General features: G+C 40.0%; 9 protein-coding genes. 8 read left to right on the top strand and 1 reads right to left on the bottom strand.

Annotated features, from left to right (window positions below; genetic code table 11):
- Window positions 1–485: 485 nt before the first annotated feature.
- A complete protein-coding gene (locus C406_RS0117125; RefSeq protein WP_017381883.1) occupies window positions 486–995 on the top strand; it encodes a DUF6843 domain-containing protein in 510 nt (169 codons plus the stop codon).
- 156 nt (window positions 996–1151) lie between these two features.
- Here the strand turns inward: C406_RS0117125 and C406_RS0117120 are convergent, their stop codons facing one another.
- Window positions 1152–1382, bottom strand: coding sequence for a hypothetical protein (locus C406_RS0117120; RefSeq protein WP_017381882.1), 231 nt, complete (start codon window positions 1380–1382; stop codon window positions 1152–1154).
- 289 nt (window positions 1383–1671) lie between these two features.
- On the opposite strand from C406_RS0117120, the gene C406_RS19725 reads away from it, so the two are divergent.
- From C406_RS19725 to C406_RS0117080, 7 genes are all read left to right on the top strand, one after another.
- The gene (locus C406_RS19725) at window positions 1672–2475 is read left to right on the top strand and encodes a DUF2935 domain-containing protein (protein ID WP_017381881.1); all 804 of its coding nucleotides are present in this window, start codon (window positions 1672–1674) and stop codon (window positions 2473–2475) included.
- A 254-nt stretch (window positions 2476–2729) separates the two neighbouring features.
- Window positions 2730–2987 (top strand): hypothetical protein, encoded by a 258-nt coding sequence (locus tag C406_RS0117110; RefSeq protein ID WP_017381880.1) that lies wholly within the window; start codon window positions 2730–2732, stop codon window positions 2985–2987.
- Between the two features lie 567 nt (window positions 2988–3554).
- Window positions 3555–4676: an oxidoreductase gene (locus C406_RS0117105; RefSeq protein WP_017381879.1), complete on the top strand. Its 1122-nt coding sequence runs from the start codon at window positions 3555–3557 to the stop codon at window positions 4674–4676.
- Window positions 4677–5881: 1205 nt separating this feature from the next.
- Window positions 5882–7099: an S-methyl-5-thioribose kinase gene (mtnK, locus tag C406_RS0117095; RefSeq protein ID WP_017381877.1), complete on the top strand. Its 1218-nt coding sequence runs from the start codon at window positions 5882–5884 to the stop codon at window positions 7097–7099.
- On the top strand, window positions 7092–8123 hold the full coding sequence (gene mtnA, locus C406_RS0117090) for an S-methyl-5-thioribose-1-phosphate isomerase (RefSeq protein WP_017381876.1): 1032 nt from the start codon (window positions 7092–7094) through the stop codon (window positions 8121–8123). Before mtnK ends, mtnA begins: the two co-directional genes overlap by 8 nt.
- Window positions 8124–8283: 160 nt before the next feature.
- Window positions 8284–8925 (top strand): L-fuculose-phosphate aldolase, encoded by a 642-nt coding sequence (locus tag C406_RS0117085; protein ID WP_026045741.1) that lies wholly within the window; start codon window positions 8284–8286, stop codon window positions 8923–8925.
- A gap of 1547 nt (window positions 8926–10472) precedes the next feature.
- On the top strand, window positions 10473–14600 hold the full coding sequence (locus C406_RS0117080; protein WP_017381874.1) for a cell wall-binding repeat-containing protein: 4128 nt from the start codon (window positions 10473–10475) through the stop codon (window positions 14598–14600).
- Window positions 14601–14820: the final 220 nt, after the last annotated feature.

The following is a 14820-nucleotide window of genomic DNA, read 5'->3' as shown; positions in this document are numbered from 1 at the left end:
AGACTACTCTGTTTAATTTACTAGTCATAAAATGCTATTTCTCTTTCTCCTATTTCATTCAATGGTTTTTCACTTCTTCTTTTTACTTCGCAGCAAGAGATAGTTGCTACGCCTAAAAGTACAATTGTAATTAACGATAACATAAGCCTTTCTATTTACCAAATAACGGAATTTTTAATATACCTTAACAACGCGGCTCTTCTTACGATTAGTCATGTACTTCCTCATCCAGGTACTTGTTCGACTATCGGCTTGGAGGAGATATTTAAATGAATAAAATCATAGGAGTTTTGGAAAATACCTCATAGGCAGTGTAACAACTATTTGTGGGATATTACTTCTACTAATTAGTTATGGCAAACCCTTTAATGAAACTGAAGTTTGGCTGAGGGGAACTTCCTAGAAGTAGTGATATGTCAAACTGTCGTGCGTGGGATATTTAATCAGTATTATGCCTAGAAAGTGATTTAGAAAGTGGTGGAGAGATGATAAGAATTGCTTTATTAATAGGTATCTTATTGGTTGGGGGATGTTCTTTTAATGAAATAGAATTTACTAATGATATATATCTTATTCCAGAAGGGTATGAGGGCTCTATTATAGTTTTTTACGGAATTCCGGGTGAACCAGTCTTAGAGCAACAAGGAGACTTTTCAGTTATTCCTGTAAAAGAAGAATTTTTAGAATCAATGGCATTAAGTGAGTACCCTTATTATGGTATTTCATTCACGTCTACCCCCTTAATGGATGCAAAATTTTATAAAGATAAATTCTTCTACGTCGATTCAAATGGTGGAAGGTCGACTATTCAAGAAGATTGTATTCATCAAGGTGATGTAGGCGCAATTACAAAAGATGATGGAAAGGTTGTTACCTACGTAACTTTACAAGTTACAAAGAGTGGATGTGGACAAGAGTTTTGGTTTGATGGCAAGGATATTTACTATGATCAATTAAAGGAAGTAGAAGATTACTGGTTTAATGAACTATATTGAAAAATTCCATAAATCTTTAACTATATTTGAATCGCGAAGATCATATGTTGAAAAACCGCTACCTTTACATGGCAGCCGGTTCTTTTTAAATTAAAGAGTGATTAAGTTGGTCCTTATAGATGTATCCTGAGTGCTTATAATAACTAAAGCAAGTTTTCAAATTAAAAAGATCGCTATAAAAAGTAAACCAAAACTGATTAATAGAAAAATAATTTTCGTCAACCACCATGGACCTATACTTAAGAAAAAGCTAACAATTAATATGAAAATAAGCGCGACTATTGAATCTGAGGTGTTCGCAGATGATGCATCTTCAGCAAACTTAACATGTTCTTTTTTCCCATAGTACATACTCCCAATAATCAGCGCAATACTCATTAAAATCATTATTATTTGTAGAATGATTGTCCCACCTTTTTATCTAGACGATGTAAATCTTTTTAACCCACGACTTCCACCTTTATTCCAAACGACTTTCGCCCGTTGAACCAAGTTTAAGTCTTTAATTAAGCCGCTAGTTAAATATGACATATAGAACCCATTAAAAGAAGGTTTATTTCCTACCTTGGTTGTTATGTCAACTGATGAGCAGGGTGTATATAATAGTTATCGTCAAAACGAAATTTTTTCACGCAACGTGACATATGATAATTTGTGAAGAAATGGAGGCGATTGGTTGTCCAACGAGTTTGTTGTAAGGTCCTTAGACGAAATTAGATTTTGGGCAAGAATTATGAAAGAACATGCATTATTTTTAAGTTTAGGATTTACCGTTAATGAGAAAAAACTTATTGTGGAAGCTCAGCAGTTCATTGCTAGCTTTGAAAGAATTGAAGAGCAGTTAGCAGGTTACTCGGAGCAAACCGATCCACAACAGATACAGGCTTTCAATTCACAAGTGTATCAAGAAGTTGCGTCAATTTGGGCATATAAACGAAAAGTATTAGGATTGATTCTTCGATGCAAAATCACAACCAATAATTATCCTTTATTGGTTGATCATACGAGTAGAGAGGCTGCATACTTTGCTAATAGATTAAAAGAATTAAATGAAGGTAAACTTCAGCCTTTACCAGAAGCAATAATTGAGGAAAATATATTCTTTCTTAAAATTATGGCAGACCATGCGAAATTTATCGGTCATCTTTTAGATCCAAGTGAGCGAAAATTAGTCGATCAAGCAAGGGAATTTAGCCACGACTTTGATCAGTTGATGTACCAGGCTATTGACTTGGATAGTATGAGACCCCAGTCAGAAACACCACCACTACTGCATCAATTTTTAGATCAAAATCGGGTATCTGTTGTTTCGTTAAGAGACTTTAAGAAAACAGCACGTGATTTAATTGAAGAATGCCGAATTAAGAGTAATATTCATCCGCTATTAGCTGACCATGTTTTTAGAGAAGCTGAACGATTTATTGAAATTATCGATATTTTCGAGGCAAGTCTTAAAAAGGCTAAAATACAAACACCATGACTATAGACAACGGTAAAAAGACCACCATCAAATTAATGTAAGCCGTTCAGTTTTGGGTCACTTATTCATAAATAAATGGTCAAATCGAAACTGTTTTATTATCAAAATATACAGCCAAATATAACCAAAATTAGCACCTCTGAAGAGAACCCCTTAGACTTAAAGTCAGCTCTTTTTTTATGTGAGAAACTATCTATTGACGCGGGAATTAGTGGGTTCCTAATTTTTCCAAAAAGAATAGGGGGATAATAACAATGAGACTTACGAAAGATGTAATACAAAAACTCTTAGATATAAATGAGGGATTTGCGAAAACGAAAGATTACGTCGGAATAAATTTTAAAGAAACCAATCACTACTTAATTAAGGGTGGAAAATTACTCATACGCTCTACTGGCAAGACATCATGGGCTGATAGCCGTCATGATAACAATACAATTGCGGATATAGACCAAACCAGAAAATTTTTGAGAAAAGTCATTGATGAGCTAAAAACTGAAGGAATCAAGTAGGCAAATTCCAATTTATCGTTAGTTAATTTGTAGTCTTCTTTTATTATTATATAGTACCTCATTTAACTTCAAAAACGAGTTTGTGAAACAATGTACTTAAACTATAGGGTGCTTTACTTCAACAACCAGCTGCCTTTACAAGGTGGCTTTTTCTTTTGGCCTGAATTTTAATCGTGTACCTATACTTAATGTCGTCCAGGTTACTGAACTTAGATTGTCGAACGAGTTCTTGAACATTAATGAAAGAGTCCTTCCTCAAAAAACACTGTAAATATAGGGTGTTCATTAACTCCTGGTTTTCTGAAAAAATCCTGTAGATGTTTTCCAGGAAAGATACCTGACCCCCTTGATGTGAACCAATGTTATTTAGGTTCAGTTAAATTCTTGTATGTTGGGAATAGGAACACTCTCGCTAATGAAACGTGCTTGAACCTTCCTTGAGTGCAATTAAACTCAATTATCCTAAGTTGCATATCATTCAAACAGATTTCTTTAAGCAGTTACGGATGATTGGTAAGATGTATAATATCCACTCAATATGGAAAACTTCAACTAGAGGTGACAATTATGCAAAAAAATGATTCGATTTTATTTTCACAAGGTCACATAGGAAAATTGACAACAAAGAATCGCTATATTGTCGCACCGATGACACGCATTAGTGCGGATGAAGATGGAAAAGCAAATGCACGGATGAAATCCTATTATGAGCGCTTTGCAAAAGGTGGATTTGCTGCAGTTATTACAGAAGGAATTTATTTCGATGATCAATATAGCCAGGGCTATTTCAACCAACCTGGTATCGAAAGCGATGATCATATACAAGCTTGGAAGCCTATCGTTCAAGCGGTGCAAACACAAGGATCTACCATTATTGCACAGCTCATGCATGCAGGCGGTCAGTCGCAAGGAAATCGTTTTCAAGACGAAACAATCGCACCTTCTGCAGTAGCACCTAAAGGTGAACAGCTTTCATTTTACAATGGTTCAGGTCCATTTCAAACACCTAAAGAAATGACGCAACAAGACATTACACAAGTCAAAAACGCGTTTGTCCACGCAGCAACTTCAGCCCAAAAAGCTGGATTCGATGGCGTGGAAATCCATGGAGCCAATGGATATTTACTTGACCAATTCTTAACGGATTATCTTAATAAACGGGAGGACCGTTATGGCGGTTCAATCGAAAATGGTTTAACTTTGACGACAGAAATCATTGAAGCCGTTCGTGAAAAAGTAGGCGAAGATTTTATTGTCGGCATTCGCATTTCTCAAGGGAAAGTGGCAGACTCGACTTACAAATGGCCAGGAGGAGAAAAAACAGCTCAATCTGTCTTTTCAACACTAGGTAAAACGCCACTCAGTTATATTCATGTCACAGAAAGTGATGCAACAGCTCCAGGCTTTGATGATGGCACGAAAACATTCACTCAAGTCGCAAAAGAATACAGCTTATTGCCAGTTATAGCAAACGGCGGTCTAGGTGATGCTGTAAAAGCAAGCCATCTACTTGAAAATAAATACGCTGATTTTGTGAGCATTGGAACATCAGCACTCGCAAACCCTGATTTACCAAACCGAGTATTACAGGGCGAAAAGTTAGACGACTTTAACCCAAATGAAATCTTGATGCCAATTGCTAAAATTAAAGATAGCGAGTTGACTAAAGAAGTTTTAAGTCATAAATAGACATTACAACAGACCCTAAAGCGCTCAAAACGTTAGGGTCTGTTTTTATTTTATAGATGTTGGATGTAAGGAAAAAACCTGTTATCCAGCTCAATAGAAAACGGAATTGCACGCACTTTAAAACTAGCAGAAATGGGCCGAAATTGTATCTTCGGCACATTCCTTTCTAGGCAATAATTGACCATTCACTAGTAAACCAAAATCAAAGACCTATGCACTTCATGTTTGATCCGCCGCAATATTGCCTTTACGAAAGAAGAATCTGTATGTGACAGCGTCACATACAGATTCTTTTTACTCTCTAGGTTATCCTGCAGCAGATAGGCCGTCCATAGCGAGCCGGAAACCATAGCAGATGTAGTGGCTCAACACAGCCACTTATTATCACTTGGGTTTGTGATTCTCTTTCGTTAACGAGGCACCGCGAGAGTGTTATTAAATGTCTTTCAGTTTGTTCCTTAGCATATGTGCTATCCATGCGAGCCGGAAACCAGAGTAGACACAGTGGCAAATCCTTTTACAGGTGTCGGGACTCTCACGGCACACGTTAAAGAGAGAAAGGTCTAAAACGAAGGGCTAAATAGGTGGCACGGCTAGCCGATTTGCCACTTTCCTGTTCGAGATAATCTCCGCTGCGCTCGCTTTGAGCGAGGATTTTTCGTACCTGTGTAAGCCACAAATTGGGAGACATTGGTGTCTTACACAGGTACGGTAAAGTGTGCCAAACCCTTCTTTCAAGTAATGCAGATAGATCATTTATAGTTAGCAACAAGCAGCCGCATCTTCGGCGATACTTATTATAGAGTGTGGTACCAATCTAGTCATGCAAAATCAAAGACCTACGCACGTCAAGGTTGTAGGCGAGCGACGGACGCACACCCGCCGCAAGATTGCCTCTAAAAAAGAAACATTTTGATGTGACAGCGTCACATCAAAATGTTTTTTATTCCCTAGGGTATCCTGCAGCAGATACGCCGTCCATAGCGAGCCGGAAACCTAGGCAAGCAAGCCATCAATAGGGTTCTGGCTTTAACGAGTCCGCGAGAGCAACATCCCATATTCTTTTAGGTGTTTCCTAGATCCATTTATCTCTTCTTTCTTTCCCCAGAACATTGCACGCATGTAATACAAATCCCCCTAGCTATCCCAAAACTTTCCCAAATGATATGATAAAGGAAAAATGACATTCAAAGGAGCACAACATAATGCCCTCGTTTGAACAATACTTTCTCATGAACACAGACCATGTAAAAGACTACGTCAAAGCCAACATACATACCTTTAAAAATGCACAAAACATAACATGTTTAGAAATCGGCGATGGCAACCTTAACTATGTCTACCGTGTCCTCAACAATGACACCAACGACTCAGTCATAGTCAAACAAGCGGGAACCACTGCGCGCATTTCAGACGAATTCATTCTCTCCACAACCCGCAACAAAATCGAAACCGAAGCACTAAAACTTCAACACACACTAGCACCAGGACTCGTCCCTGAAATCTACCTACTCGATGAAACAATGAGCTGCTGCGTCATGGAAGACTTATCTCACTTAACCATTATGCGTACGGCGCTGACAAACTTTGAAACATTCCCGAAGTTTGCCGAACACATCACCGACTTCATGGTCAACACACTACTGCGCACAAGCGACGTCGTATTAAACCATAAAGACAAGAAAGAACTAGTCCGCACATTTATCAACCCAGAACTTTGTGAAATCTCGGAAGACCTCGTGTTCACTGAGCCATTTCATAATCAGTTTAACCGCAACGAAGTGACGCCAGGCAATGAGCATTTTGTCCAAACACATCTTTACTCAAACAAAGAACTACACCTAGAAGTCGCAAAACTGAAATTCCATTTCATGAACAACAGCCAGTCACTCCTTCATGGCGACCTACACACAGGATCTATTTTCATTGACCAAAACGACACGGAAATGATTGATCCTGAATTCGCATTCTTCGGTCCAATGGGATACGATATCGGAAACATCATGGCCAACCTCATTTTCGCATGGGCAAGAGGGGACGCTTATCAACAGAAAGAATTCACCGAATGGGTCGAAAATACATTATTCGACGTCTTGGACTTGTTCGACACCAAATTCAACAAAGCATGGGACGAACACGCAACTGAAGTTGTCGCCAAAAATTCAGATTTCAAACAACACTACTTGCAAAACATTCTTAAAGACACAGCGGGCATGGCGGGCCTCGAACTCGCACGCCGCATCGTCGGACTAGCAAAAGTAAAAGACATTACTACTATAGAACCAATTGAAAATCGCCTAAAAGCAGAACGTCTCTGCCTACGCGTCGCACAAACACTGATTCTTAATCCACATGATTTTAGTCATGGCGGAGATTACGTAACGGCACTCCAAAACGCACTACAGGAGGAAAAAAATGACTGAAGCACTCAATCCGATCCAGTGGAAAAACAATGCACTCGTGCTACTTGACCAAACCAAATTACCAAATGACATTGTCTATGAAGAATTCACCACCGTCGAAAGCGTCTGGGATGCTATCGTCACCATGAAAGTCCGCGGTGCCCCAGCTATCGGCGTCGCAGCTGCATATGCCGTGTACCTAGGTGTTCGCCATCTTAAACCAGACCTAGACCAAACCGTTTTGGGCAAAGTAGTGCAGAAACATGTCGCGTATTTAGCTACATCTAGACCGACCGCTGTGAACTTATTTTGGGCACTCGAACGCATGACAGCAGTTAAAATCACGGACGCTAGTTATAAGGAAGCACTATTAGCAGAAGCACAAGCCATTCATAAAGAAGATGAAGAAATCAATCGCACGATTGGCGAGAATTTATTAACATTACTGACTGACGGCATAGGGATTTTAACACATTGTAACGCTGGCGCTCTCGCGACATCGAAATATGGAACCGCCACTGCCCCCATGTATTTAGCTAAAGAAAAAGGCTGGAATTTTAAAGTATATGCAGACGAAACACGTCCGCGTTTACAAGGTTCAACATTAACTGCACTTGAATTAAGCAGAGCAGGCATCGATGTCACAGTCATTACGGACAGCATGGCAGCAATGGTCATGTCGCAAGGCAAAGTCCAAGCCGTCATTGTCGGTTGTGACCGCGTCGCAGCAAATGGAGATACAGCTAATAAAATCGGCACACTCGGCGTATCCATTTTAGCTAAACATTACGGCATTCCATTCTACGTAGCAGCACCAACACCAACGATCGACCTAAACACGCCAAACGGAGCGGGCATTCCAATAGAAGAAAGACATAAATCCGAAGTCATCGAAGGATTTGGTAAACTAACAGCACCAGCCGACGTAAAGGTCTATAACCCAGCCTTCGACGTCACACCCGCCCAACATATAACGGCAATCATTACCGAAAAGGGTATTGTGCGAGCACCTTATGGAGAAAACCTAGAGAAATTATTCTTTTAAAGCCTTCCGCGAGAGTATGGTCTGCTCTTTCTTTAAAGAGTGGAAAGCCAACAGAAAATGTGGCAGGTGATTTGCCTGCCACCCATTAAGCACTTGGGTTTAGAATTTACTTGCTTTAACTAATACCGATAAAGGAACTACTACATATAAGGAGGACACACTGATGTTCATGAAAGAGCGCAATGTACTTGTTGATTATTGTAAGTTACTTAAGACGAGGGGCCTTACAAAAGGGACTGGAGGCAATATTTCCATCTTTAATCGAGAATCTGGCTATATGATCATTAGTCCGAGTGGCGTTGACTACGATATCATGACGACTGAAGATATAGTTGTGTGCGACTTAGATGGGAATATTATTGAAGGTGAAAGAAAGCCTTCGAGTGAATTTCACATGCATGCGATTTTCTATCAGAAACGTACAGATATAAATGCTGTTGTCCACACACATTCTCTTAACGCTAGCGTACTTGCTTCACTTCGATGGAGTTTACCTGCAGTGTCGTATTTAGTTGCCTTTGCGGGGAAAAATGTACGCTGTGCTAAATATGCTAGTTTCGGAACACCTGAGCTAGCAACCCATGCTTTCGATGCAATGCAAGATCGTCAAGCAGTTCTACTAGCTAATCACGGACTACTCGCAGGAGCGGGCAATCTGGCGACAGCATTTGATATCGCAGAAGAAATCGAATTCTGCTGCGAAGTATACTTAAAAGCTAAAACAGTCGGCGAGCCAGCCATCCTAGATGATAAAGAAATGGCTCATCTGGCAGAACAATTTAAAACATACGGTCAAAAATAATCGAAACTCACATGCGAGAGGACCAACATTTAAAGAGTAAGTGTTACTGAATCACATAGGGTTTCCGGCTCGCTATGGACGGCAATGCCACTGCAGAATAACCTAGGAAATAAAGAGAGCGAGCGATGTGACGTTGTCACATCGCTCGTTTTCTTTCGGACAGGCAATCTTGCGGCGGATGTCCGTCCGTCGCTCGCCTACAACCTAAACGAGCACAGAACTTTAAATTTGGTTTTGGTTTACTAGTGAATGGACACTTACTGCCTAGATAAGAAGCGGCCGAAGATGAAATTTCGGCCGCTCGTTACTAACTTTAAAAGGTCTCCCTGCGTTATTTGAAAGAAGTCTTTTTAATACTCTACCGTAGCTGTGTAATAAACCAATGCCGCTCAATTTGTGGCTTACACTATAAGGGAAATTACTATAAGCCATTCCATTTTACAGACGTGGGTAGAAGGGTTTTCCGGAGCGTAGCGAAAACAAAACCATTTAATGTCCTCTTCAAAACAGAGTGTAAAAGCCTATAGAGGAGCCACTTCGCTGTCGCTTCTTGGTTTTTTTCTGTTAGTGAAAGAGTCTTACAAAAAGTCTTCCTTTATTAGTAGCTGTTTCAGCAAGTTAGCTAGTTTATGAGACGTGTTTGGCCGATAAATCTCCAGAATGGCCGATAAAATTCTCAAGTTGGCCGATAAATCTCAAAGTTGGTCGATAAACACCCAAACTTGGCCGATAAATAATTTATAAAGGAAGCAGTCGTTTAAAACGTGTCTCATGAAACAAGTTAACTAGCTAATGAAACGAATTTCGATAAAACTTGAGCCATATGGTTGTCTTTGGCCAATATTTTTTTGATCGAGCTACGCGAGATTATCACCATGCGCAAACTAAATGGTTTATTTTTCACTACGCTCCTGTTTAAATTCACGTGATGATAGGCCTTCCCTAAGTATCTTAAAGCATACGAAAACCTTGCTACTATCTAGGTCTATAGAAAATGGTATTGCACCCACTTTAAAACTAGCAGAAATGGGCCGAAATTGTATCTTCGGACCATGCCTTTCTAGGCAGTAAGTGACCATTCACTAGTTAACCCAAAATCAAAGACCTATGCACGTTGAGGTTGAAGGAGAGCGAAGGACGCACACCCGCCGCAAGATTGCCTCTAAAAAAGAAGAATCTTTATGTGACAACGTCACATAAAGATTCTTTTTACTCCCTAGGTTATCCTGCAGCAGCCGTACCGTCCACAGCGAGCCGGAAACCAGAGTCGACACAGTCGTTCAATAACTTCACTTAGGTTTATGGTTCTCTTTCGTTAACGAGCGACGCGAGAGTATTATTAAATGTTTTTCAGTTTGTTCCTTGGTTCTCTTTCTTTAACCATCCACGCGAGAGCATAACTAAATGCTTAAATTAACATAAAAGTCAGACTTCTTACCTAACTTTACATATTACATACAATATTTACAAAATATTATGGAAAACGATTCCAATAGTTTGATATAATTTGAACGTATAACAAAACACACACTGAGGAGTGGAAATGGATGTCGAAAGAAGGTATTTTGAAACATGCTTTAGGTAAGATGCTACTCGCAATCTTACTAGTAATTTCAATGGTAGCACCTTTTATTACAGCACCAAGTGTACAAGCAGCTGAACCAATAACCGTAGCTGAAGCCATTGCCAATAACACTGGCGCAGCAACAGTAAAAGGATTTATAGTCGGAACAGCAAGCAGTGGCTCGAGTTATGACCAAGACCCACCATTTACCTCTAATACAAATGTTGGACTAGCAGACAGTCCGGATGAAACAAACGCAGCTAAAATCCTGCCAGTTCAATTACCCAACACTGCTGTTCGTGCAGCAATCAATTTAAAAGATAACCCAGATAACTTTAAAGCTGAAGTAACCATCTCTGGAAATCTAGAAGCATATTTCTCGGTTCCAGGTTTAAAAAGTGCAAATGCATACACCATCATTTCTGAAGGCGAACCAGCACCTGAAGCTGAAGTAATGGCTGACATCGCTGCAGCTCGTGCAGTCACGGATGAGACAAAATTAATCAAAGTAACGGGAACTGTAACAACAGGTACTGGATTCTGGGGCGGTAAAGCGTTCTATATCCAAGACGACTCAGCTGGTATTTATGCTTACACAACAGCAGCTGACGTTCAACCTGGTGACATTGTTGAGCTTGAAGGAAAAGTAAGCCCATACAGTGGCGAACTTCAAATTCAACCATCAAAAATTACCGTTAAATCTTCAGCAAACCCACTACCAGCAGCACAAGATATCACTCCAGCTGGTGTGAAAGAAGATACACAAAGTGAACGTATTCTATTAAACAATGTCACGATTGCTGACTTAACAAAAGTAAATGACTTCGGTACATTCGAATTCACTGCTACACATGAAAACGGTGAATCAGTTGTCATTCGTAACGATAACCGTAACGGCTTGGCTTATGATGACTTCATCAAACGCTACAAAAATGGCGATCTTGTAAACGTTTCTGGGATCGCATCCAAATTCAATACAAGTTACCAAGTGAAAACACTAGGTCTTGAAAGCTTTGACTTAGTTAATAAACCTGCTGTTTATACAGATATTTTCCCTGGAACAGTATCTGAAGGAACAGAAATTTCATTAATTACACCCATCGAAGGCGCGACGATCTACTATACGGTAGACGGATCAACGCCAACATCAGCAAGCACACAATATACAGCACCTATTACCTTAACAAAAGACACAACTATCAAAGCCATCGCTGTAAGTGACACGACTTCTGAAGTCTTCTCATTTACGTATAAGGTCTTGAAAGTGGACAACCTAGTCATTCGTGATATTCAAGGTAATGGACATTATTCAGATTACGAAGGTGCTACTGTAAAAGATATTACGGGTGTTGTTACTCACCTGTATAACACTGCAAACTTTGTCATCCAAGATATCAACCCAGATGACGACAACACAACGTCTGAAGCACTAATCGTAAACAAATCTTCAAACGGACTAAAAGTAGGTGACGTAGTAACCGTTGAAGGAACAGTTGAAGAATGGTATTACGAAGGCTATTCAGACAAGCAATCAAATGATCTACCAGTTACACGTATTCGTGCAACTTCAACAGTAGCTTCAGGAACAGCAACACTTCCTGAGCCATTAGTAATCGGCGTGGACATTTTCCCACCAACAGAAATTATCGACAACGATCAATTGACATCTTTTGATCCTGAAGAAGATGGCATTGATTTCTGGGAATCAGTTGAATTAATGCGCTTATCAGTTCCAAATGCAAAAGTGGTCGGTCCACAAAAATATGGAGAAGTCGTGGTAGTAGCAGAAAACTCTACGAACAATGATTTTAATGTTTTAGGTGGTATCAACATCTCAGCAACTGATTACAACCCAGAACGGATTATTGTAGACTTTGATAATGAAGCGTACGATGCAAAATCTGGTGACTATTACACTGGAAATATTATGGGTGTTATGGGCTTCGGCTTTGGTAATTACAAACTGTGGGCACAAGAATCAGATTTACCTGACATCACACGTGTTGAAAAACCAAATCTAGTAACTGATATTGAACCAACTGAAGACAAACTGAACGTAGCAGCATATAACGTTGAAAACTTCTCGAATAATAGCACACAAACACCGGATGAAAAAGTAGAGAAAATTGCACGCTCATTCGTTGACAACATGAAATCACCTGATATTATCACGCTTGTAGAAGTCCAAGATAATGATGGTGCAACAGCTTCAAACAATCCTGATGCGACTGAAAGCTATGAACGTCTAATAGCAGCAATTGTGGCAGCAGGAGGACCAGCATACGAATGGACAGACATCGCGCCAGAATACAATAAAGACGGTGGACAACCAGGCGGGAATATCCGCGTAGGGTACCTATACAATCCTGAACGTGTAACATTATCTGAAGGAACAAAAGGCGGTTCAACGGAAGCAGTAACTTGGGTAGATGGAGAACTATCTAAAAACCCTGGTAGAATCCTAGACTTGCCTCAGGCAAACACACGTAAACCATTAGCAGCTCAATTTGAGTTCCAAGGTGAAAAAGTAGTCGTTATCGGCACTCACTTAAACTCTAAAGGTGGAGACCAACCGTTATTCGGGAAAAATCAACCTCCATTCTTAGGTTCAGAAGCGGAACGTATCGAACTTGCGACCATGATTAATGACTTTATTAAAAAAGGACAAGAGCAAGATCCAAACCTAAAAGTAATCTTGGCTGGTGATATGAATGATTTCGAATTCACACCAACACTTGCGGCACTTAAAGGTGGAATCTTGACGAATATGATTGAAAAAGTACCAGCTGGAGAACGTTTCACTTACTATTATCAAGGAAATAATCAAGTACTTGATCACATCCTAGTATCTAATAATTTGGCTGAAAGAACACAAGTCGACATCATCCATGTCAATGCTAACTACATGGAAATTCACGGTCGTGCATCTGACCATGAGCCAGTGTTAATTCAAGTGGACTTAAAAGATCCAGTCGTTGCTCCAGATGTTAAAACATTGTCAGTTAATAAGACAACTGTTGCATTAGAAGTAGATGCAACAGAGCAATTAGTAGTAACAGAAACAACAACAAAAGCTGACGACACATCTAAAGATGAAGACGTTACAGCAACTGCATCATATAGCGGCTTCGACACAGAAGTGATTTCTGTAAATGCTGGTTTGATTACAGCAAAAGCAGCAGGAACGACTAGCATCACAGTGACGGTTGGCGACAACACGGAAACTGTAAGTGTTACGGTAGAAAAAGGCGCGAAAACAGTCGAACGTATTTCAGGAACCGATCGCATTAAAACAGCAATCGCTATTTCTAAAAAAGGATGGGATACGGCTAATACCGTTATTCTAGCGCAAGGGTACGATTTCCCAGATGCGCTTGCTGCATCTCCACTTGCTTACCAATTAGATGCACCGATTCTTTTAACAAAACAGAAAGCATTGAGCGCTGAAACGATTGCAGAACTGAAGCGTTTAAATACGAAGAAGGTCATCATCGTTGGTGGAGAAATCGCGATATCTCAAGAGGTTGTCAATACTCTTTATTCACATGGTATTTTTGTAGAGAGAATAGCTGGCAAGAATCGCTTCGAGACAGCCGTGAAAATCGCTAAACGAATGGGTGGCAATCCAACTAAAGCCATCGTCACAGATGGATTTAGTTTTCCGGATGCACTGACGATTTCGTCATATGCTGCACAAAATGGCTATCCAATTTTGTTAACGAAAACGAATAATTTACCTAGTGAAACGAAAAATGCATTACAGTCGATTCCAAATACGATTGTAATGGGTGGGACTTTGGCAGTTTCAGCTTCTGTATTTGACCAATTAAATAATCCTGTTCGAATTGCAGGTAAAAGTAGATATGAGACGGCGGTAGCTGTAGTTGAGGTGTTGGATCTACCTACGGATAAGGTATATGTGGCAACTGGCGAAGCTTTTGCGGATGCTATGACAGGTTCGGTATTAGCGGCTAAGAATATGGCGCCTATTATTTTAGTACGACATAATGGGATACCGCAGCCAACTGCAGATTTGATCGAAAAATATGATATTCGTAATTTCACGCTTTTGGGCGGGGAGTTAGCAATAGGCAAAGACTTGTTTGAATAAATTTCTAGATTGGTAGTGAGATAGAGTCATCCGCTAACACTGCAGCGAGCTAGGTTTCCGGCTCGCTATGGACGGCAAATACCGCTGCACAATAACCTATTGAGTAAAAAGGAGCTGTCCTAAAAGTCATAAAATATGACAAAGGGCAGTTTCCTTTTTTTTATAGTAGTGGTAGATTTCCGTTTCAGACGGACGCATTCCGCGGGCATGGCCTCAGCCC

This window comes from Paenisporosarcina sp. TG-14, assembly GCF_000297555.1.
Taxonomy (GTDB): Bacteria; Bacillota; Bacilli; order Bacillales_A; family Planococcaceae; genus Paenisporosarcina; species Paenisporosarcina antarctica.
Note: the sequence above shows the minus strand (reverse complement) of the source record. Positions and strands in the feature narration are given on the sequence as shown.